Here is a 22,060-nt window from a genome sequence, read left to right as displayed (position 1 = left end):
TTTACAGTAGGAGAAGGCCACTCATCCACTTTGCCTGATTCTGGTTATCTTTTGCCTGTTTCTCTTTTCATGGTTTGTTCTGTTGAGAATGACCGCATACTATGGCTTAAAAACTTGCCTGAAAGAGTGTCTATGCGCGATCTCCTGTTCGATCTCTGCCGCCGGTATGCCGATGCTCACGTCGACCGTAGCGGGGTTGCCGTAACGCCGGTTCCAGGGTTGACGATTATCCGGGCTTTGCATCCGGGCGACCTGCAGGCGGCGATCAACAGACCGCTGATGGCGATGCTGTTGCAGGGTCGCAAACGCGTCGCTACGGGGACGGAAAGTTTTGAATATGGTCCCGGCGAGGCGATGGTGATTGCCGCCGATGTGCCGACCCTCAGTCAGATTACCCAGGCCAGCCTTCGCCATCCCTACTATTCCCTGGTGCTGGAACTGGATATCGCCATACTGCGCGAGTTGCAGGATGCTGTGCAAGCAGAGCAGAGGGACGCGCCTTGCGTTGGGGTTGAGCCAATGAATGCTGACGTGACGGATGCGGCTTACCGGCTGGCCAGGTTATTTGAACAACCGGAGGCGATGGCGGTTCTTGGGGATGGGCTACGGCGAGAGCTGCATTACTGGTTGCTTCGCAGTGTCCATGGTCCTGCTATTCGCGCCCTGGGCGCGGCGGATAGCCATTCCGGACGAATTAGCCGTGTGGTCGCAATGTTGCGTAAGGAGTTTACACGTACGATAAGCGTTGAGGAGCTTGCTGACGTGGCGGGCATGAGCGTGTCCGTATTCCATCAGCATTTTCGCGCGATAACCACGATTTCGCCCCTGCAATTTCAGAAACAGCTACGCCTTATCCATGCCCGCCGCCTGATGCTTGTCGATGGCGCCGGGATCGCACAGGCGGCGTATACGGTCGGTTATGCCAGTGTTTCGCAGTTTACCCGTGAATATGCCCGTATGTTTGGCGCGCCACCGGGGCGGGATAAACGCATGGCTACATAACGGTTTTAAGCCATGATTCAATATCTTGAGTCGGTATATTATTCTGTACATTCCAGGTGTTACTCATCGGCCACCACATGCCGTCTCCTCGGGCGAAGGCCGCGCGATAGCGGAGCATCTGGTCATCCGGATTTAAATGCAGTGCATCCAGCAGATCCGGGAGCGTTAATACGTTTTTGGCAAAGGCTTGTCTTGTCGTGCGTTCAACCGTTTCGGCCAGTTTTCCATAAGAAGTGGTTTCACCTGCGACAAATATCACTTCATTTACGATCCGCGGATGATGCAAATAAATTTCGGTGGTCAGCCGACCAATATCCGCGGGAGACGTGACCGTGACCTGCGTGTCCCATCCTCCGAGCGCATTAATGGTTTTTTCGGATAAATTCACCACATTAAATGCCGGTTCGAAGAGAAAGCTGGTAAACATACCGGTTGAAACAATCACCCATTCCGTCGTGTTCTGTTCCCGCAAGAGCGTCCTGACATCATACTGCTCGTCCCAGACGGGCTGGCCGCTCCCTTTGCCGACCACATCGTAATTCACGCCGAACTGCCAGGGGAAATAGCGGTTTACGTCGGCTTCCAGTACCGCGCGGGTAATTTTGAGCTGTGTACCTGCTCCGGCGACAAACCCCATGCAGTTGATCACGGTGTCAAAATCCACAAAACGGGTTTTTAACGTTTCAGTGGAGCTGACGGCGACATCGACCGCGATGAATTCTGCCCCTGCATCAGCCAGTTTTTGATGAATTTCGGACTGAAGTTTACCCCGGCTGTCCCAGGAGCCGGGCGAAACGATAACGGTAACAGCGCCATCGCGCTGCGTGACTGCCGGAACCAGATGGTTCAGTACGGCAGCACCCAATTGTCCTGCACCAAGCACTAATACTTTTTCACCTGTCTTGATATCACGTTCTTTCATGCTGAGCCTCTCTTTGTTAAATCGCCGTTCTACTGCAACTTGAGCAAGGTTATGTCAGATAGCTGCATTCGATAAGACGACAGGCATAAGTTAGACTGTTCGTAATAATGGGATAATCGATCTTTCAGGCGCGGTGGGAACATGGATAAACTGGAATCAATGCGGGTATATGTTTGCGTGGTCGACACCCATAGCTTCGCCAGGGCGGCAGAAGCGCTGGGGCTACCGCGTTCAACCGTATCGCGGGTCGTTAAGGAACTGGAGACATACCTGGGTATTCAACTTTTACAACGCACCACCCGGAAGCTCAGCGTGACCGCAGAGGGCCGGCGTTACTATGGCGAGAGCAAACGGCTGCTGGCGGATATTGCGACAGTGGAGTCTTCCTTTCCCGCCAGATCCGCACAGCCCAGAGGCCGTTTAAAAGTCGGGATGCCGCAGTCTCTTGCCCGACACTGCATTCTTCCCTGTCTCCCGGAATTTCTGCGCCAGTATCCCGGGCTGGAGTTGGTACTCTGTTCAAGCGATAGCGTGGAGGACATCATTCAGGAAGGGTATGACTGCGTGATCCGCACCGGGAGGATCGAAGATTCAACGACGCTGGTCGCGCGCCCTCTGGCGAACTTCAGATGGGTTGTTCTGGCTTCTCCGGGCTATATAGACGCCTGTGGTAAGCCGGAAAATCTCGACCAACTGGAAAAGCATTGCGCCGTCGGCTACCTGAACCACCGTACCGGGCGCACCATCGACTGGTTTTTTACGCGTGATGACGGCGATTGTGCAATTCACATGAAAGAGTCGCTGATCGTCGATGATACCGACGCCTATATCCAGGCCGGAGTTCAAGGGCTCGGATTAATTCGTGTGGCCAGCTATCTGGCTGAGCCGTATCTGAAGAGCGGGGCGTTGGTTCGCTGTATGGAGAACCTCTCTTACGATTTACCGCTTTCACTTGTCTATCCACAAAACCGCTATCTTCCGCCTTCGGTGCGCGCCTTTTATGACTGGAGCAGAACGGTGCTGCAACAACATGGCGACTGATGGACAAGAATCGTTGTTTTGCTTAATAGCCGGAAATAAAAAAAGCCCGTCAGAGAACGGGCGAAATAAGCAAATGATTTAGTGATTCGTTATCAACATTGTTGGAGGATAACGCCGCGTATCTTACGTGGCTAAGGGCAATGCAGAAACCTGACAAATTCGGTAGGTGAAACAATAAATTAAACGTGCACTATAGTGCGTCAAAAGTGGGGTAGAGACTGTTTTCCAGATATTCAACGAAATACCAAATCTCGCCGCTGAAAATAAACCATAAGCCAAATATAATAAGCAAGAAAATAATTAAGGTGAGTATTAATTCTGTCTTTCCCATTGTCGCCACAACCCACCCGTCGTTAATTTACTTAAGCTGGGCATTGTAGCGGGGCTTTTCCCGATACTCCAGTTTCATGCCGCAAGGACTTTATTACGCCCATCGTTTTTGGCGCGATAGAGCGCATCGTCGACACGTTTAAACAGCGCGTCGATACTCTCTTCCGGGTCATGCCGCGCCACGCCAATGCTGACGGTAAACCGTGGTAAGCCAGGAAGGGTGATATGGGCGACCGCCGCACGGACGGATTCGGCAATCTTCAGAGCCGTTTCAAGAGACGTGCGCGGCAACAGGATGACAAACTCTTCACCGCCCCAGCGGAACACCAGGTCATCTTGTCTGCAGCAGGCTTCCAGCGTTCGGGATAGGGCGATAAGCACTTCATCACCTTTCAGGTGACCGAAAAGATCATTGATGTTTTTAAAATGATCGGTATCCACGAGCAGCAGGCTAAACTGCTGCTGTGCAGAAAGATGGCTCAGGCTGGTTTGGTCGATAACATTGTAAAACTGTCGTCGGTTGAGTAACCCCGTCATCGAGTCACGTAATGCAGCATTTTCCAGCTCCTGCTCAAGCCTCTTTTGCTCCGTAATATCATGGATTATGCACAGCATCAGTTTGTCACCGTAGATCTCGATGGGTCCCGCATAGGTCTGGACATGGCGGGTGGTGCCATCGGCAAGGCGGTGAATAAAATTGAGCGGCTTATGTCCGCCGGGCAGTGCGGCGATCTCCGTCATGATGGGCATGACGCCTCTGCCAAGCGTGTTAATTTCCCAGGTATGCTTGCAGCACATCTCATCATGCGAATAACCGTAAAAGCTGAGCGCGGCCAGGTTTGCATCGACAATTTGCCCGTCACGGGCAGGATCGATGAGCAGCATCGGCGCGCTGTTGGTCAGGAAAAAGCGTGCGTAAAATCCCTGTTTCTTGCGCTGATAGGTTGCGGAACGGCTGGCTTTCAGGCCTGAGGGGGCGTGGGAAGAGATCCCTTCGAAAACGATAACATCACCATACGGCGTGGCGTGGGTGAGTGAGAGGCGACAGCTTAAGGGGGCGTCCTGCCCGCCCCGGCTAATTGTCCAGATCTCGACAATATCGTGATGATTTTTCAGTTCGGGAACGTACAACGACAGTACGGTTTGCGCACTGGCAGAACAGGAACCTTTGCGCAGGTCGTTCAGCGTTTTATTACCCGTCAGCTGTATTGCGGCCACATTTGCAAAAACAATCTGTTCCGAAACAGGAGAAATGAGCCACACGGGCGTTTTAATTGCATTAAGCGCATCAAAACTATTTTGCGACATAGTATTTTCCTGTTCATCGGCACGATATGCCTGACAATCATGGCGGAATTGACTCGCATGTACTCCCTTGAAACATACTCTACTCATTCCCGTCAGGCATGATTTTTTTGTGAAATAAATGCGTTGTCCGTTTGAATTTTATTCATCGGTACAATTTGTTTATCTGAGTTTTTCTGTAGCAGTAGCCATGGAACCTGTTCAGCGGGCAGAGGGCGGGAGAAAAGGTAGCCCTGGAGATAATCACAGCCGAGGCTGGTCAGTATTGCCTGCTGTTCGTCCGTTTCAATTCCCTCGGCAACGACACGCATCTCCATGGTGCGGGCAATATTAATAATGGTTTCCACCAGCTTGCGGCTTTTTTCATTTTCCAGCATAGAGGCCACAAAGCTCTTGTCGATTTTTAGCTCTTTTGCCGGAAGAACGCTCAGCATCAGCAGGTTGGAATAGCCCGTACCAAAATCGTCAATAGAGACGGTGATCCCCGCATGGTTAAAGGCATTGAGCAACTCGATGCTGCGATCGAGATTTTTTAGCGCGGTACTCTCCGTTACCTCCAGGATCAGCCTTGAAGGCGACAGATTATATTTTTCCAGCATTGAGGACACGATGTGAAAGATATCCGGCTGTTCGAACTGAACGGGGGATAAGTTGAGCGACAATGTCCACTGGCTGAAGCCTTGTTCAGTCCAGAAATGAAGCTGCCGACACGCGGCCTCAATGGCCCAGTTGCCAACCGGAATAATCAAACCCGTTTGTTCCAGCGTGGGCAAAAAAAGACCTGGCAGCAAAACGCCTTGCTCCGGATGCCGCCAGCGCAGAAGGGCCTCAAAACCGTGGATCGTCTTATCTTCAGCATGCCAGGTTGGCTGATACCAGAGTTCAAACCGATCGCGTTCCAGCGCCTGAGAAAGTTCCTGCAGAAAACCCGGCTGCGCCGGAACCGCCGTTGACATCTCAGGGCAGTAAATCGCCCAGCCGTTACGACCGTCTTGCTTAACGTGTTGTAAGGCGGCATCCGCCTTAAACTTCAGTTCATGCAGCGTTTCGCCGTCCTGAGGATAGAGGCTAACACCCGCGCTCAGGGTCGTACTCAGCGTATGTCCGCAAAGCGAAAACGGACGGCGCATATCCGCGAGCAGCGTCGTGAGCAGGGCAGTGAGCTTTTCTTCGTCACATTCGGGAACCAGCAGGATAAAGGCATCCCCACCCAGCCTGGCAAGCGTCATCTCGCGGGTAAGCCGGGACGTGATGCGTTGGGCAATGGTGATTAATAACTCATCGCCGACGCTGTGGCCCCAGGTATCATTCACGCGTCTGAAGCGATCGACATTCAGGAAGATCACGGCAAATTGTTTGTTACTCAACAAGGCGCTGTGCAGACAATCCTGCATTCGGATATCCATCTGGTGGCGGTTTGCGAGGCCGGTGAGAGCGTCAAAGCGGACCTGTAGCTCAAGCTGACGGTTGAGCTGGCGCAAGTTGTCCGTCAGCCGACTGGTCCGCCAGTGCGAATCAATAAGCGAAATAATTAACATCATGCCGAGCAGGGAGAGTGTGGTGACGGAAACCCAGATGGATAATCCCAGTTCGCTGACCCCGCCGGGGAGCGTACGCGCCATCTCATGGAAATGCGCGGCGCTCATGCCCGTATAGTGCATTGCACAAATGGCGGCACCCATGACTAACGCGGCAAGAATGCGAGTAACAAAGACCCCTTTGTGCTTATCCCTAAGGCGGAAAGCCAGCCACAACGCCACGCCGGAGGCGACAACGGCAATGACCACGGACAAACCCACAGTGCGCCGATCCCAGAGGATGCTTCCTTCCAGCATCAGGGCGGCCATACCGATATAGTGCATGGAGACCACGCCAGCGCTGAGGATGACCGTAGCGAAGAACAGCCGAAAGAGCGAGAGGTGTTTGCCCGTAACGGCAATGTTAATTGCTATTGTGGAAGCAACAACCGCCACGCCGAGAGACGCCAGGGTTAACCATAGGTCATAGCTCATCATCATCGGCATTTGCATGGACAGCATGCCGATGAAGTGCATTGACCAAATCCCGATACCCAGCGTGACCCCGCCAGCAATCCGCCAGAACAAAGCTGTTTTTCGGCTGGAAAGGGGAATTTTCCCGGCGCTATCCAGGGCCACAAAGGAGGCGATAAACGCCACCAGATAGGAGACAGCGATCAACACAGGGTCCCACGATATATTGAGCATTATGCAATCCCACGCCTGAGAGGGTTACCGATTTCGCCTGCCGGCACGTCTTTATCTGGCAACGAACATGCGCATTCAAACCATATTAGTTATTTATCGTGAAAAATGACCAGTCATATAAAATGCCAAACTTACTCGTAATATAAAATATATTCTTTTTTATTGAACATTAAGCACTGCTAAACATAGTCGAACAATTGTAGCAAAGCGTCTTAAATATGTGTGCAAATGGCCGATTTTACCGCAGGTGATGGTATCGCTTCAGGGGGCTCTGGACCAGCAACACAGCATGCTGAACAGAACATTTCTGCTAAAACGCCTTTTTTGTCTGACTTAAGTTAAATACTGGGTGGGTAACGGCGAAACGAGAAGCCAGCGTATTTTGTGAGGACAAACGCAAAAGTGAATGCTATAAGTCTTAATGCCGACCAAAATATAAGTTGTGGGTAAAATCATGCTAAGAAATATTAGTGTCAGGACCTTCATTGCCTGGTTCCTGCTGTGCCTTTTTTTTGTGAATGCAGGTATCGTTGTTCTATTTTCCAGCAATCTTTCTCTTTTCGTTTCGATTAATGTGGTCAATTTCGTTGCGTTATTTTTGCTCTGGAGTTATATGACGAAGTTTCTTGTGACGCCGATCAATACTGTGAAAAAAAGTATTGAAGAAGTGACCGCAGGCAACTTAGGCGTCTCTATCCCCGAGTTTGGCAATAACTGCGCAGGGCGGTTAATTCCCGGGATTAATAGTCTTTCCAGCAACATTGCTACGCTGGTGCGTGAGATCAGGGCTTCATCACAAAACGCCATGACCTTGTCGGATCAGCTCTCTTCCCGCAGTGCTCAGCTCTCGGTGAAAACAGAGCAGCAGTCTGCATCTCTGGTGCAAACTGCGGCAAGTATGGAGCAGATGGCAGCAAGTACCCGAAACAATGCCGATAACACCAGGCTGGCGAGCGAGCAGGCGAATGCCGCGACGGTGCAGGCGCGCAAGGGAGGAGAGCTGATGGAACAGGTTGCCAGCAATATGCAATCCATTACCGAATGTGCGCAGCAGATGACGGAAATTATCTCGTTGATCGACGGCATTGCATTCCAGACGAATATTCTGGCGCTTAACGCGGCCGTCGAGGCTGCGCGGGCAGGCGATCACGGTAAAGGGTTCTCCGTTGTTGCAGAGGAAGTACGAAATCTGGCGCACCGCAGTGCGGAGGCGGCGAAAAATATCAAAACGCTGATTGACGTTACCAGCAGTAATGTCACCCAGGGTGCCAGCGTTGTGTCGGAAGCGGAGAAGAATATGCATGACATCGTGACCGGATCCGGCAACGTCAGCCGGTTAATGGACGAGATTTCTACCTCGACCGCAGAGCAGGAAAAGGGCATTTCCCAGATCACGCTGGCGCTGTCCGAACTGGAGCGGGTCACGCAGAGCAACGTTGCGATGGCGGAGGAGCTCAACGGTTCCTCTGATGTGCTGCGTAATCAGGTGATCGAACTGCAGACGCGGACACGAAATTTCAGGCTGGACCAGGGGCACTCCCCGTCACCCGTGACAGATTCTGTCTCGTTCCTTCAGCGCCCCGGGCACTCACTCTGACAGCTTTCCGAAGCCTGGCATGCCGGGCTTTTCTATTCTCGAAATACAGTGTGTACAATTCCTGAGCGATTTCAGCGCGATGCGAGACATAGTTGTTGCTTAACCCCTGATGGAAGCTAGACTGACATCGAAAGAGCCAAACAGGGGAGGCGCTGTGGAGAGCATTAAAGGATCTGAACTTAACGTTCCTGACGCAGTTTTTGCGTGGGTGCTGGACGGTCGCGGCGGTGCCCGACCGCTGGAAGATGATGATGTCATTGATAAAGAGCATCCCTGCTGGCTACATCTGAACTATACCCACCCGGACAGCGCTGACTGGCTGGCCTCGACTCCGCTGCTGCCTAACAACGTACGTGATGCGCTGGCGGGTGAAAGCCTGCGGCCCCGCGTAAGCAGGATGGGGGACGGAACGCTTATCACCCTGCGCTGTATAAACGGCAGCACGGATGAACGTCCCGATCAGCTGGTTGCGATGCGCGTCTATATGGACGACGGGCTGATTGTTTCCACCCGCCAGCGTAAAGTTCTGGCGCTGGACGACATTGTGAACGACCTCAAAGAGGGGACCGGACCGGTCGACTGCGGCAGCTGGCTGGTGGACGTCTGCGACGCTCTGACCGATCATGCGAGCGAATTTATTGAAGAGCTGCACGATAAAATCATCGACCTGGAAGATAATCTGCTCGATCAGCAGATCCCCCCGCGCGGCTTTCTGGCGCTATTGCGCAAGCAGCTGATCGTGATGCGTCGATATATGACGCCACAACGGGATGTATATGCTCGTCTGGCCAGTGAAAGACTTGGCTGGATGAATGACGATCAGCGCCGCCGAATGCAGGACATTGCTGACAGGCTGGGACGCGGGCTGGATGAGATCGATTCCTGCATCGCCCGAACGGCGGTGATGGCGGATGAAATCGCCCAGGTGATGCAGGAGTCGCTGGCGAGAAGGACCTATACGATGTCCCTGATGGCGATGGTCTTTTTACCGAGCACATTTCTGACAGGGCTATTTGGCGTCAATTTGGGTGGTATACCCGGCGGGGAATATCGGTACGGCTTCACTGCGTTTTGCGTCATGTTAGTTGTTTTGATTGGAGGTGTTGCATGGTGGTTGCATCGTAGTAAATGGCTGTAAATTTACGTTTTTTTCACCTTTTACGGGGATTAAAACGCTCTTTTAATTGAGCGAAGTCAATAAACATTTACCCCGTAAGGTGCAATATTACTCCCGCAGGTGAATGCAACGTCAAGCGATGGGCGTTGCGCTCCATATTGTCTTACTTCCTTTTTTGAATTACTGCATAGCACAATTGATTCGTACGACGCCGACTTTATAGTCGGCTTTTTTTTGCCTCCTGTTTCTCAGCGTCTACCCTAAAAGGGACGACAGCAAATCCTGGAGGGAAAGATGAGCATTTTACTCGCTCTGCTACTGCAACACTCGCGTCAGTCCGATCCTGTCCCCACCGATCCCGTGCCGATGCCCGATCCCATTCCGCGTCCGCAGCCGATGCCAGATCCGCCGCCGGACGAAGAACCGATTAAATTGTCGCATCGAACCCCGAGATCTGCGAGGATACGCGCCATCTGACCGTAAAGATGACCACGAGAGACTATTGTGACCGCTTTTTCTACCCTGAATGTTCTGCCTGCCGCCCAGCTCGACAACCTCAACGAGTTGGGATACCTCACGATGACGCCTGTTCAGGCGGCCGCGCTGCCCGCTATCCTCGAAGGCCGTGACGTGCGCGTGCAGGCGAAAACGGGCAGTGGGAAAACGGCCGCTTTCGGTCTTGGCCTGCTGCAGCATATTGACGCGTCGCTGTTTCAGACCCAGTCACTGATCCTGTGCCCGACGCGAGAGCTGGCAGACCAGGTCGCGGGTGAACTGCGCCGCCTGGCACGCTTTATGCCCAATACCAAGATATTAACCCTCTGCGGTGGGCAGCCGTTCGGCGCGCAGCGTGATTCGCTCCAGCACGCGCCGCACATTATTGTCGCGACGCCAGGCCGCCTGCTGGATCACCTGCAAAAAGGCACCGTCTCGCTGGATGCCTTAAGCACACTGGTGATGGACGAGGCGGATAGAATGCTGGATATGGGCTTCAGCGATGCCATTGATGAGGTGATCCGCTTCGCACCAGCCGATCGTCAGACGCTGCTGTTCTCTGCGACCTGGCCGGAAGCCATCGCCGCGATTAGCGGTCGCGTGCAGAAAAACCCGCTCACCATCGAGATCGACAGCGTCGATGCCCTGCCAGCCATCGAACAGCAGTTCTTTGAAACGTCGCAGCAGGGGAAAATCCCGCTTCTGCAAAAACTGCTGAGCCAGCACCAGCCTGCGTCATGCGTGGTGTTCTGTAATACCAAAAAAGACTGTCAGGCCGTCTGTGACGCCCTGAATGCGGCGGGGCAGAGTGCGCTGTCGCTGCACGGCGATCTGGAACAGCGCGATCGCGATCAGACGCTGGTGCGTTTCGCCAACGGTAGCGCCCGTGTTCTGGTGGCGACCGACGTGGCTGCGCGCGGCCTGGATATCAAATCCCTTGAGCTGGTAGTGAACTATGAGCTGGCGTGGGATCCCGAAGTGCACGTCCACCGTATTGGCCGTACGGCACGCGCCGGGAACAGCGGCCTGGCCATTAGCTTCTGCGCCCCGGAAGAGGCGCAGCGGGCCAATATTCTTGCTGAAATGCTCCAGATCAAGCTGAACTGGGTGAACGCCCCGGGCAGCGTCAGGCTCGTGCCGCTGGAGGCCGAAATGGCGACGCTGTGCATTGATGGCGGCAAAAAGGCCAAGATGCGTCCGGGAGATGTGTTAGGTGCGCTGACCGGCGATGTGGGTCTGGACGGGGCGGACATCGGGAAGATTGCGGTGCATCCGGCACATGTTTATGTGGCTGTTCGCCAGGCGGTGGCCCATAAGGCGTGGAAGCAGCTGCAAAACGGCAAGATTAAAGGTAAAACCTGCCGCGTACGTCTGCTGAAATAGGGCATAAAGCGTCTCAGAAGACCTTTCTGAGACGCTAGTCGCTTATTTCACTTCAAGCACGTTCAGACGTAACTCTTCGAACTGATTGTCATCGTCTTCCGGCTGCCAGCCCGCAGGCTGCATGGGGAGCTCTTCCCGGTCAAACGCCAGATCGCCGCCATTCACCACCTCCGATCCGTGGTTGATACCTTTGAAGTCGAACAGCTCTACATCCGCGAGGTGGGAAGGAACCACGTTCTGCATCGCGCTGAACATGGTTTCGATGCGCCCCGGATAACGCTTATCCCAGTCGCGCAGCATGTCGCCAATCACCTGACGCTGCAGGTTCGGCTGAGAGCCGCACAGGTTGCATGGAATGATCGGGAACCCTTTCGCCTGAGAAAAACGCTCAATGTCTTTTTCACGGCAGTAGGCCAGAGGGCGGATCACAATGTGCTTGCCGTCATCGCTCATCAGCTTAGGCGGCATGCCTTTCATCTTGCCGCCGTAGAACATGTTCAGGAACAGCGTTTGCAGGATATCGTCGCGGTGATGGCCCAGCGCGATTTTGGTCGCGCCCAGCTCCGTCGCGGTACGATAGAGAATGCCGCGGCGCAGACGGGAGCAAAGCGAGCAGGTGGTTTTCCCTTCCGGGATCTTCTCTTTCACGATGCCGTAGGTATTTTCTTCGACGATTTTGTACTCAACGCCCAGCTGTTCCAGGTACTCCGGCAGAATGTGCTCCGGGAAGCCCGGCTGTTTCTGGTCAAGGTTGACCGCTACCAGAGAAAAATTCACCGGCGCGCTTTGCTGAAGATTACGCAGGATCTCCAGCATGGTGTAGCTGTCTTTACCCCCTGACAGGCAAACCATGATGCGGTCGCCTTCTTCAATCATGTTGAAGTCTGCAATGGCTTCGCCCACGTTACGGCGCAGGCGCTTTTGCAGTTTGTTCAGGTTGTATTGCTCTTTCTTTGTATTCGATTGATTCTCTGGCATTTTTATTTGTCTCGGGAGGCGTCAGGGCACCATAGGGGTAACCTCTTTCTAAATCGACGGCCGTACTTCCGGCATGACGATCAGATTCTGGCTCATTTCCGCTATCCTGCCCCGTAAATTTCGTAAACCCTTTTCGCGTTTTCAAGCCCCTCTGATCGGCAATGAAAGACGGGATAGCGCTGGCAGATAAACGCCAGCAGGCGTAGGCATGCCGCGTATGGTACGGATTACTGCGACGAATTCAATACGCTTAGGGATTGCATCGAAAGATTTAGCCTGACAAGAAGGAAAAGGGATGCAGGTTAACAACTCGTGATGGACAAGAGGTTAGTGCCTTTCATTACAAATACAATGCGTTAATTTTCGGCAAGTAACTTGCTGATTGTGTATCACCACTTATATTTATTCATGCTTCCTTTCATTAAGCGCTTAATAACAAAAACCTCTATGTGATGTAGCAGAACGTTGAGAGGTTTTTAAGAAATTCAACATGATAGCCAAGAGCTTTGCCCTGCGAACGGTATTTCTCGCAGGGACGTTTTCCACGGCTGTCGGTCGGCATGATGTTAATACAATGCCTGGTGAAAACGCATAATTCATGAAATACAGGTAGATATGAACAGGTTAGTGCTCGCTCTATTATTATGTTTACTCTATTTCCCTGCTCATTCCGTTTTTGCTGCCGAACCCCGACAGGAACCGACTGAAAGTGAGCGGGCACGCACGCTATATATCTTCCATCAACCGATCGTCATGCTGCAGGCAAAGTTCGGTTTCACCACGCCAGAAGAGCGTGTATTACGGATTCGAAATACGTTACGTAATTTCTCGCAGGAAGATGTTAGCAAACCTCTGACAATTATCCCTGTCACCCGGTATAACCAGCAGGGAAGACTGTTCGTGATGAATGGTAAGCCGGTCATGCTCCTGACAGAATCGGATCTGGATGAAGGGGACGATCTTACCCTGGATCAGGCCGCTCAGCGCGTGCTGGCACGTCTGGAAGCGCAGCGTAACTCACTTCGCGATCAATATGATACCCGATGGCTGGTGCTTTCCACCGCTAAGACTGCGGCCGGTATTTTGATTTGGTTCCTGCTTGGGTATGGTGCGTTGCGCTCCTGGAAATGGGTAAGAGGGCACTATCGTCGAAAGGTCGCAGAGAAGCGGAGCTGGGTACCCCAACGCTGGCGCCGTTTCATCGGCCTCATCGAAGCGCGTCTGTACGGCCTGTTGATGTTGGTTGTGATGATTTTGGCTTTTTACGGCTGGCTTAGCTGGTCGTTCAGCCTGTTTCCCTGGACGCGAGTCTGGGCAACATCGTTGGGTGACTGGACGTTGCATGTCATACGGCAGATTGCCTTAGCCGTTGCCTCTGCGCTGCCAGGACTGGCAATTGTTTTCATCATCTTCACCATCACTGCGGTAATCCTCAAAGTGTTAAAGGTGGTACTCAACCAGGTAGAAGTGGGGCGTTTACAGTTTCCAGGGCTGCACCCTGAAACCGTCGGGGCGACCAGAAAACTTCTCTCAGTTGTGGTGTGGTTGTTCGCGCTCTCCGCCGCATATCCGTTTCTTCCCGGGGCCAATTCGCTGGCCTTTAAGGGAATAAGCGTCTTCTTTGGTCTGATGCTGACGCTGGGTTCTGCTGGGGTGATGAATCATGCGATGAGCGGTCTCGTACTGATTTATTCGCGCGCGCTGCGCAAGGGCGACGTCATTCGGGTCGCGGATAACGAAGGGAAGGTGAGCGAAATTGGTATGCTCGCCACCAAAATTATCACCCGCGAAAACTATGTGGTCACCGTGCCCAATGCCGTCGTGGTGAGCGGCAAGATAACGAACCTCAGCGCTCAAAACAATGACGGCAGCGTCAACTTAACCGTAAGCGTCACCATTGGGTATGACACCCCCTGGCGGCAGGTGCATGCCATGCTTGAGCTGGCCGCCAGGCGGACAGCGTGCGTGGATCCTTCGACACCGCCGCTGGTGCGTCAGCTGTCGCTAATGGACTGGTATATCGCCTATGAGCTTCAGGTCAGGCTGCTACCCGGGCAGCCTCTGGCCGTCGCACGCAATGCGCTGTTCAGCAACATTCAGGATGTCTTTAACGAATATAACGTGCAAATCATGTCGCCCAACTTTGTCATGCAGCCTGAAGGAAGCGTCATGGTCGCCAAAGAAAACTGGTATTCCGCTCCTGCCGTCGCACCGAGCGGTACGCATAACGCTGACAGGTGAGGGCATGAAGAAGGCGCAGGACAATAGAGTTGCTGAATGGGTATGTTTGACGAAAGATGGCCTCAGGCTGATACATGCGTAAGAAAGCGTATAATGCCTTTCGAAATCCGCATACCTGTCCAGTGGTTGTCACTATCACTTTGAATCGTTTTTGCTTTTTGCTCCTGCTCATCGCTGCAGCTGGCAGCGCTTTTACCGCGTATCCCTGCGCCATGTGGTTCTTGCTGATTAACGTTCTGACGATAGCCATTTACGGCGCCGATAAAACCGCTGCGCGGAAAGGGATGCGCAGGGTACCGGAGAGGACGTTACTGGTATTTGGCATTGTAGGCGGGTGGCCTGGCGCTATTGTGGGCCAACAGCTCTTTCGCCATAAAACGCAGAAGCAGCCATTCAAAACCTGGTTTTTACTGAGCGTCGTCGTAAGCGTCTCGGCTACGGCGGGGCTGTATTATTTTTATCCCTTTATTCCCAGTTGAGCATCAGCAGGACCGCACAAATTCACCGTTGACCTCAAGTTAACTTTAGCTTTTAAGATGGCTTCGACACGTTAATAGAGGAGTAACATCTTAAAATGAAAGACATTGACGTAGGATTCACTCATGTTGCGTTTATGGTCCGGGATCTGGAGAAGAGCGTTGCTTTCTACCGCCGATATGCCGGGATGGAGGTCATCCACTCGCGTGAGCCCGATCTTCCCGATGTCCGCAAAGTGGCGTGGCTGACTGACCATACGCGTCCTTTTGCGCTGGTTCTGGTGCAGTCTGACAACGTGACCGATACGCCGCTGGGGCATTTTGGCCACCTTGGGATTGCCTGCGCCACGCGCGAAGAAATTGACAGAAAAACCGCGATGGCCATCGAAGAAGAAGCGTTACGGAAAGCACCGGAAGATCTGGGCGATCCCGTTGGGTATTATGTATTCTTTGCCGATCCCGATGGAAATACCTTAGAGCTATCGTACGGCCAGCGCGTCGGGCTGACAGCGATTCAGTGAATACGGCCTGACGCTGCGTTTTTAAAAATCCTGCTACGCTTGTTTGTTGTATCAGGAGCATGAGTATGAAGAACAAAGACGAACAAACAGGATTAGTGGGGCTGGCGATTGGTGCCGCCGTTATTGGGCTGGTTTCCGCCCAGAGACCGATCGATCGCGACAGCATTGTTGAAGAGCTGGTCAGGCTCGGCAGGCAGAAAGGCGATGGTGTAGAAGATGAGGTTTTCGTTAAGGCCGCCGAGTTGGTGAGAAAAGGGGTCTAACCGATGACAGATATTCGTCATGCACAGTGCCATTGTGGCGCGGTGGCATTTACCGTCGAACTCACGGACGGTTTTAATACTGCGCGGCGCTGCAGTTGCTCTTTTTGCCGCATGCGGGGCGCAGTTGTGGTCTCTGCACCGTTGTCGGGTATTACCGTAACCAGAGGTGAGGATAAGCTGACGGAGTACCGGTTCAACACGGGGACTGCGCGGCATTTCTTTTGCTCGGTCTGTGGGATATACACGTTCCATCAGCGTCGCTCTAACCCAAATGAATACGGCGTCAATGTGGCCTGTTTTGAAAATGTCTCGCCGTTTGATTTTCCCGAAGTGACGGTGATGGACGGTGTGAACCATCCGAGCGATGGTGAAAGCGGCGTTTTTGGTTACCTCTCGTTTCGCAAAAAAGAGAGCAATATAGGTTGATTACCGCCTGGCCAGGATCTGTTCACACTGGCTATAGTGGGAAGTGGTTAACTGAAACAGGAGACATTATGCTCTGTGTTGAAAAAGACGATCCGCGCGAGGCCCCCGAATCAGGGGATAAAAAACCTCAACCCGTGAAAAAGTAACGCTCGAAATGCGTATGACCGCCACCGGCAAAGCTGGTGGCTTTTTTCTGGGAATAACTGTTAATGGCGATCCAGATGGTTTAACAGCGTGCCGAGATGCCCGACAATATCGCGAAAATCAAAGATCAACGCCATCCATAAACACGCCAGAAGAGTCAGTATGGTAACGGATATGCGGCCAAACAACGCTATCATCCTTAGTGAAGAAGGGGATATGCGCGCAGTCTAACCCGTTTTCTTTCAACTTATCCTCAACAATACCGAAATAAAGCGCTCTTTTGAGACGAAAATCAAAAAAGAATGAGCCCGCGTAACGCTGCGGGCTCTGACCATCAGAACTGGTAAACCAGGCCTAATGCAACGACATCGTCGGTGCTGATGCCGTTGTTTTTGTAGAAGCTGTCATCTTCATCCAGCAGGTTGATTTTATAATCAACATAGGTGGACATGTTTTTGTTGAAATAGTAGGTTGCGCCTACATCTGCATATTTCACCAGGTCCTGGTCGCCCTGACCTTTACCCAGGTCTTTACCTTTTGACTGCAGATAAGAAATTGCCGGATGCAGACCGAAATCGAACTGGTATTGCGCGGTCACTTCGACGTTCTGAGTTTTATTCGCCACGGCGTCGGTGTTATCACCATAAGGCGTCATGTTACGGGTTTCAGAATACATGGCGGCCAGATAGATATTATTGGCGTCATATTTCAGGCCAGCTGTCCAGGCATCTGCTTTGTCACCGCCCGCAGTGGTATGCGTAACCTGGTCGTTGGTACGGTCAGATGAGGCGTAGGCGGCACCGGCGCTGATCCCCATGCCGAAATCATAGGTTGTAGAAATACCGAAGCCGTCGCCATTCTCATGACGCGTGTCGCGGCCGTTGTTGGTGCCTTCCTGATTGTTGCTGGCATCTTCATTGTTACCCTGATACTGCAGCGCGAAGTTCAGGCCCTGCACCAGACCATAGAAATCAGTGTTACGGTAGGTTGCCACGCCGTTAGCGCGGCCGGTCATAAAGTTATCAGCATAGGTGTATGAGTCGCCGCCGAATTCAGGCAGCATATCGGTCCAGCCTTCCACGTCGTACAACACGCCGTAGTTACGGCCATAATCGAAGGAACCGTAATCGCCCACTTTGACCCCCGCGAAGGCCAGACGCGTCCAGGACTGGTTATCAGACCCTTCGGTATTATTTGCCTGAATGTTATATTCCCACTGCGCGTAGCCGGTCATCATGTCGTTAATCTGCGTTTCACCTTTGAAACCCAGACGCATGTAGGTTTGATCGCCGTCTTTAGAGGCATCATCGGAGAAATAGTGCAGACCATCCACTTTTCCGTACAGATCCAGTTTGTTGCCGTCCTTATTATATATTTCTGCCGCATGCGCGGCGCCAGCCATTAACAGAGCCGGAATCATCAGAGCCAGTACTTTTCTTTGCATAGTGATATTCCTTTGCAGTTGTTTTTATTTGATTACCTGTTGAACTTCCCGAATAAGAAAGTTGTCTCATGCTAAATCACTCCTGTGGAATAGTAATAAAATAGAATTGTTACGAATTAAGTAAAATCTAAACCAGATAAAACTGCGGAAATGGTCATTTGTTTTATGAATGAGTTAAAATAAACCATATTAAATAAAAATTATTAATTAGCGGTTAAATCAGGTAGTCTCTGCCCCGTTATATGCCTTTAAGATTATTTATCCATAATTATCGTGAATGTCATTTAGGAAACTAAAAAGAGATTCATTAATTATCTGGATTAGCCCGATGTGAAAACATCGGGCTTTTTTTATGGAAAAAAAATGCCCGGACGAGCCGGGCATAGGGTTTAGTCGCTGGTGGATTTTTCAGCTTTTCCTGCCAGCTGCGCCAGGAAGTCATACCGTTTTTGCAGATCCGCGGCGGCGTCTTGCCAGAGCTGCTCTGCCACCTCAGGCTGCTGCGCATTCAGGCGGCGGAAGCGCTGCTCCTGCATTAGCGTCTCTGCCAGGGCATCGGACGGCGGACGCGAATCCAGCGCCAGCGGTAATTTCCCCTCATCTGCACGACGCGGATCGAACCGGTAGAGCGGCCAGAAGCCGGTGGCCGTCAGTTGACGCATCTGATCGTGGCTGAGAGCCAGGTCGTAGCCATGCTCTTCGCACGGGCTGTAAGCAATTATCAGCGACGGACCCGGATACGCTTCCGCTTCCCGGATCGCTTTCACCGTCTGGTTAAGCTGCGCGCCCAGCGAGATTTGCGCGACGTAAACGTGGCCGTACATCATCATGCTCACGCCCAGATCCTTACGCGCCTTGCGTTTACCGTGCTCACCGAATTTCGTGACGGCGCCCAGCGGCGTGGCTTTCGACGCCTGACCACCGGTATTGGAATAACACTGCGTATCCAGGACCAGAATGTTGACGTTTTCGGTCAGGCTCAATACGTGATCCAGCCCGCCAAAGCCGATGTCGTAAGCCCAGCCGTCGCCGCCAATCAGCCAGATCGATTTTTCGACCAGGGCATCAGCGTCGGTCAGAAGCTGTTCAGCCCCGGCCACCCCCTGAAGGGCGTGACGCAGCTCGGCCACCTGCTCGCGGCGTACCTCGGGCGTGGCGTCAGCGTGTAGTGCGGCATTGAGCTCGGCAGGGATCTGCCCGGCAAACTGCTCCAGCAGGCGCATCACGCGCGCGCGGTGCTGGTCAACCGTCAGGCGGAAGCCCAGGCCAAACTCGGCGTTATCTTCGAACAGAGAGTTTGCCCATGCCGGACCGCGCCCATTCGCATCGGTGGTGTAAGGCGTGGACGGTAAATTACCGCCGTAGATCGATGAGCAGCCGGTGGCATTGGCAATCAACATCCGGTCGCCGTACAGCTGGGTAAGCAGCTTAATATACGGCGTTTCGCCGCAGCCGGAGCAGGCACCGGAGTACTCGAACAGCGGCGTAATCAGCTGCGACGTACGAATATCAATGCGCTCCAGCTTGCTGCGGTCGATTTCCGGCAGGTTCAGGAAGAAGTCATAGTTCACTTTTTCTTCTTCAACGTGCTCAAGACGCGACATCATATTGATGGCCTTGATGTCCGGGTTCTGCCTGTCTTTCGCCGGGCAGACCTCAACGCACAGGTTACACCCGGTGCAGTCCTCCGGTGCGACCTGCAGAACGTATTTCTGGCCGCGCATGTCGCGGGATTTTACATCCAGCGAGTGCAGGCTGGACGGGGCATCTTCCATCGCTTCCGGCGACACCACTTTGGCCCGAATGGCCGAGTGCGGGCAGGCCGCGACGCAGTGGTTGCACTGGGTACAGAGCTCTTCTTTCCAGATGGGGATCGCTTCGGCGATGTTGCGTTTTTCCCAGCGCGTGGTGCCCATCGGCCAGGTTCCGTCCGGCGGCAGCGCAGAGACGGGCAGGGCGTCACCCAGCCCGGCCAGCATCGCGGCCGTCACGGTTTTCACGAAATCAGGTGCCGCATCCGAGACCACCGGAGGGCGATTCGGGCTGGCGTCATTTACCGGCTGCAGCGGCACCTCGAACAGTGACTCGCGCGCCAGCGCCAGAGCCTGCCAGTTACGCTCTACCAGCTCCTGGCCCTTGCTGCTGTAGCTTTTGGCGATGGCCCCCTGCAGTTCCACCAGCGCGCTGTCGCCCGGCAGGATATTGGTCAGATGGAAGAAGGCCATCTGCATCACGGTATTGATACGCGCGGCCAGGCCACATTCACGGGCAATTTTCGCCGCGTTGACGACATAGAAACGGGCTTTTTTCTGGTTCAGCACCGTCTGTACTTCCTGCGGCAGGCGCGCCCAGACCTCATCGGCGCTGTAAGGCGTGTTGAGCAGGAAGATACCGCCGGGCTTCAGGCGCTCAGCCATCTGGTACTTGTCGATAAACTGCAGCTGATGGCAGCCAACAAAGTCGGCCTGAGAAATAAGGTAGGCAGAGCGGATAGGCTGCTCGCTGACGCGCAGGTGAGAAACGGTCAGACCGCCGGCTTTCTTGGAGTCGTAGACGAAGTAACCCTGCGCGTACCACGGCGTTGAATTGCCGATGATCTTGATGTTGTTTTTGGTCGCCGAGACGCTGCCATCGCTGCCCAGACCATAGAACAGCGCCTCAAGTTTAGCGGTCGAGGGCAGGGTATTTTCCGGTAAGGGCAGGGAAAGATTCGTCACGTCATCATAAATACCCACCGTAAAGCGCGGCTTGGGTTTTGCTTCCCTTAGCTCGTTAAACACGGCCAGCACGCAGTCCGGCCCGAACTCTTTGGAAGACAGGCCATAACGACCGCCGATAACGCGCGGTAGCGTTTCACGTTCGCCGTTATTAAAGGCTTCAGCGAGGGCGGTCATCACGTCCAGATAGAGCGGTTCCGCGTGTGCGCCCGGCTCTTTGGTTCGATCGAGCACCGCCACGGTACGCGCGCTTTCTGGCAGCGCAGCGAGCAGATGTTTAGCCGAGAACGGACGGTAGAGACGCACTTTAAGCACGCCGACCTTTTCGCCGCGGGCCAGCAGCTCGTCAACGACCTCTTCACAGGTGCCGATAGCAGAACCCATCAGCACAATCACGCGCTCGGCCTGCGGGTGGCCGTAGTATTCGAACGGTTTGTACTCGCGTCCGGTTGCGGCGGCAAAGTCGTTCATTGCCTGCTCGACATGGTCATAAACCGCGTTGTACCACGGGTTTGTGGCCTCGCGGGACTGAAAATAAGTATCCGGATTTGCCGAAGTCCCGCGGATAACCGGGTGCTCCGGATTCAGGGCGCGGGCGCGATGCGCGTCGATTTCCGCCTGCGGCAGCAGATCCAGGATAGTGTCGTCCGCCAGCGGGACGATTTTGTTGATCTCGTGAGACGTACGGAAACCATCAAAGAAGTGAATAAACGGAACGCGGCTTTTAAGCGTGGCGATATGCGAAATTAAAGCAAAGTCCTGGGCTTCCTGAACGCTGCTCGCGCACAGCATCGCACAGCCGGTCTGACGCACGGCCATCACGTCGGAGTGATCGCCAAAAATAGAGAGTGCGTGGGTGGCCACAGTACGCGCCGCGACGTGCAGGACGAAGGGGGTCAGTTGACCGGCGAGTTTGTACAGCGTTGGGATCATTAACAACAATCCCTGAGAGGAGGTAAACGACGTGGAGAGCGCGCCGGTTTGCAGTGCACCGTGGACCGTGGCAATTGCTCCCGCTTCGGACTGCATTTCAACCACTCTCGGGACATCGCCCCAGACGTTTTTTAACCCGTTCCCCGCCCAGGCATCCGCCTGCTCGGCCATGGTAGAGCTTGGCGTGATCGGATAGATGGCGATAACTTCACTGGTGCGAAACGCGACTGAGGCAACTGCACCATTACCGTCAATAGTTTGCATAGGACGACACCCTTACATTGCGCAAAAACAGAGAGGCTGTCATAAGGCGACCAGCCCTGAATATTATCTCTGTAGTCTAGCAAACAGGGGGTTTTACGATTTTCGCTTTTGTGTCCTCGGTATTCTCACCATCAATGGTTAGATCAAACTTAGGGCGAAAAAATTGCGAGAAATTGTTTCAGTAGCGCATAAATACGCACTTCCGCTCTCGACGACACGGGATGTGATGCCTATTA

At 53.4% G+C, this 22,060-nt stretch carries 19 protein-coding genes and 1 pseudogene; 12 read left to right on the top strand and 8 right to left on the bottom strand.

The genetic code is table 11. The annotated features are described in order from the left end of the window. Window positions 1–132: 132 nt before the first annotated feature. Window positions 133–1,002, top strand: coding sequence for an AraC family transcriptional regulator (locus AB8818_RS03465; RefSeq protein WP_116339568.1), 870 nt, complete (start codon window positions 133–135; stop codon window positions 1,000–1,002). Here the strand turns inward: AB8818_RS03465 and AB8818_RS03460 are convergent. Beyond that, window positions 995–1,924 carry an aromatic alcohol reductase gene (locus AB8818_RS03460; RefSeq protein WP_192984246.1) on the bottom strand — a complete coding sequence of 310 codons (930 nt, stop codon included), beginning with the start codon at window positions 1,922–1,924 and terminating at the stop codon, window positions 995–997. The genes AB8818_RS03465 and AB8818_RS03460 overlap by 8 nt on opposite strands. Before the next feature lie 141 nt (window positions 1,925–2,065). Between AB8818_RS03460 and AB8818_RS03455 the strand changes: the two genes are divergently transcribed. After that, on the top strand, window positions 2,066–2,965 hold the full coding sequence (locus AB8818_RS03455; RefSeq protein WP_192984248.1) for a LysR family transcriptional regulator: 900 nt from the start codon (window positions 2,066–2,068) through the stop codon (window positions 2,963–2,965). 190 nt (window positions 2,966–3,155) lie between these two features. Here the strand turns inward: AB8818_RS03455 and AB8818_RS03450 are convergent, their stop codons facing one another. The 3 genes from AB8818_RS03450 to AB8818_RS03440 form a co-directional block, all read right to left on the bottom strand. Then, window positions 3,156–3,296 carry an Ecr family regulatory small membrane protein gene (locus AB8818_RS03450; protein ID WP_162874963.1) on the bottom strand — a complete coding sequence of 47 codons (141 nt, stop codon included), beginning with the start codon at window positions 3,294–3,296 and terminating at the stop codon, window positions 3,156–3,158. A gap of 74 nt (window positions 3,297–3,370) precedes the next feature. Beyond that, complete coding sequence (locus AB8818_RS03445) at window positions 3,371–4,603, bottom strand: sensor domain-containing diguanylate cyclase (protein WP_192984250.1); 1,233 nt, start codon at window positions 4,601–4,603, stop codon at window positions 3,371–3,373. Window positions 4,604–4,695: 92 nt separating this feature from the next. Next, window positions 4,696–6,825, bottom strand: a complete 2,130-nt coding sequence (locus tag AB8818_RS03440; protein ID WP_192984252.1) for a bifunctional diguanylate cyclase/phosphodiesterase — start codon at window positions 6,823–6,825, stop codon at window positions 4,696–4,698. 454 nt (window positions 6,826–7,279) lie between these two features. Here AB8818_RS03440 and AB8818_RS03435 point away from each other — a divergent pair, with 454 nt between their 5' ends. The 4 genes from AB8818_RS03435 (at window position 7,280) to dbpA (ending at window position 11,417) form a co-directional block, all read left to right on the top strand. Then, window positions 7,280–8,422: a methyl-accepting chemotaxis protein gene (locus AB8818_RS03435; RefSeq protein WP_163330880.1), complete on the top strand. Its 1,143-nt coding sequence runs from the start codon at window positions 7,280–7,282 to the stop codon at window positions 8,420–8,422. 154 nt (window positions 8,423–8,576) lie between these two features. Further along, entirely contained in the window at window positions 8,577–9,560 is a 984-nt protein-coding gene (zntB, locus tag AB8818_RS03430; protein ID WP_116339581.1) for a zinc transporter ZntB, read from the top strand. A gap of 291 nt (window positions 9,561–9,851) precedes the next feature. Continuing rightward, window positions 9,852–10,016: a hypothetical protein gene (locus tag AB8818_RS03425; RefSeq protein ID WP_306464030.1), complete on the top strand. Its 165-nt coding sequence runs from the start codon at window positions 9,852–9,854 to the stop codon at window positions 10,014–10,016. Between the two features lie 27 nt (window positions 10,017–10,043). Continuing rightward, window positions 10,044–11,417: an ATP-dependent RNA helicase DbpA gene (gene dbpA / locus AB8818_RS03420; RefSeq protein WP_166711371.1), complete on the top strand. Its 1,374-nt coding sequence runs from the start codon at window positions 10,044–10,046 to the stop codon at window positions 11,415–11,417. Between the two features lie 42 nt (window positions 11,418–11,459). Here dbpA and ttcA read toward each other — a convergent pair whose 3' ends face one another. Both ttcA and AB8818_RS03410 read right to left on the bottom strand, forming a co-directional pair. Next, entirely contained in the window at window positions 11,460–12,395 is a 936-nt protein-coding gene (gene ttcA / locus AB8818_RS03415) for a tRNA 2-thiocytidine(32) synthetase TtcA (RefSeq protein WP_371199771.1), read from the bottom strand. A gap of 101 nt (window positions 12,396–12,496) precedes the next feature. Then, a pseudogene (locus AB8818_RS03410) lies at window positions 12,497–12,636 on the bottom strand (site-specific integrase); the annotation flags it as partial. 374 nt (window positions 12,637–13,010) lie between these two features. Between AB8818_RS03410 and AB8818_RS03405 the strand changes: the two are divergent. From AB8818_RS03405 to AB8818_RS03380, 6 genes are all read left to right on the top strand, one after another. Further along, complete coding sequence (locus AB8818_RS03405; protein ID WP_371199770.1) at window positions 13,011–14,636, top strand: mechanosensitive ion channel domain-containing protein; 1,626 nt, start codon at window positions 13,011–13,013, stop codon at window positions 14,634–14,636. Window positions 14,637–14,710: 74 nt separating this feature from the next. Then, window positions 14,711–15,115 carry a DUF1294 domain-containing protein gene (locus AB8818_RS03400; RefSeq protein ID WP_371199769.1) on the top strand — a complete coding sequence of 135 codons (405 nt, stop codon included), beginning with the start codon at window positions 14,711–14,713 and terminating at the stop codon, window positions 15,113–15,115. 95 nt (window positions 15,116–15,210) lie between these two features. Continuing rightward, window positions 15,211–15,633 carry a VOC family protein gene (locus AB8818_RS03395; protein WP_371199768.1) on the top strand — a complete coding sequence of 141 codons (423 nt, stop codon included), beginning with the start codon at window positions 15,211–15,213 and terminating at the stop codon, window positions 15,631–15,633. 65 nt (window positions 15,634–15,698) lie between these two features. After that, window positions 15,699–15,896, top strand: a complete 198-nt coding sequence (locus tag AB8818_RS03390; RefSeq protein ID WP_116339592.1) for a hypothetical protein — start codon at window positions 15,699–15,701, stop codon at window positions 15,894–15,896. A gap of 3 nt (window positions 15,897–15,899) precedes the next feature. Then, entirely contained in the window at window positions 15,900–16,322 is a 423-nt protein-coding gene (locus AB8818_RS03385; RefSeq protein ID WP_163329593.1) for a GFA family protein, read from the top strand. Window positions 16,323–16,390: 68 nt separating this feature from the next. Beyond that, window positions 16,391–16,468, top strand: coding sequence for a hypothetical protein (locus tag AB8818_RS03380; protein ID WP_223239581.1), 78 nt, complete (start codon window positions 16,391–16,393; stop codon window positions 16,466–16,468). A 332-nt stretch (window positions 16,469–16,800) separates the two neighbouring features. On the opposite strand, the gene ompC is transcribed toward AB8818_RS03380, so the two are convergent. Together ompC and nifJ are read right to left on the bottom strand one after the other, a co-directional pair. Then, the gene (gene ompC / locus AB8818_RS03375; RefSeq protein ID WP_371199767.1) at window positions 16,801–17,910 is read right to left on the bottom strand and encodes a porin OmpC; all 1,110 of its coding nucleotides are present in this window, start codon (window positions 17,908–17,910) and stop codon (window positions 16,801–16,803) included. A gap of 389 nt (window positions 17,911–18,299) precedes the next feature. Beyond that, a complete protein-coding gene (nifJ, locus tag AB8818_RS03370) occupies window positions 18,300–21,824 on the bottom strand; it encodes a pyruvate:ferredoxin (flavodoxin) oxidoreductase (protein WP_371199766.1) in 3,525 nt (1,174 codons plus the stop codon). Window positions 21,825–22,060: the final 236 nt, after the last annotated feature.

The sequence above is a fragment of the Enterobacter sp. KB-280D8 genome, assembly GCF_041399405.1.
In the GTDB taxonomy this organism is placed as follows: domain Bacteria; phylum Pseudomonadota; class Gammaproteobacteria; order Enterobacterales; family Enterobacteriaceae; genus Enterobacter; species Enterobacter cloacae_N.
The sequence above is the reverse complement of the archived record's forward strand: the minus strand, read 5'-3'. Positions and strand labels throughout refer to the sequence as shown.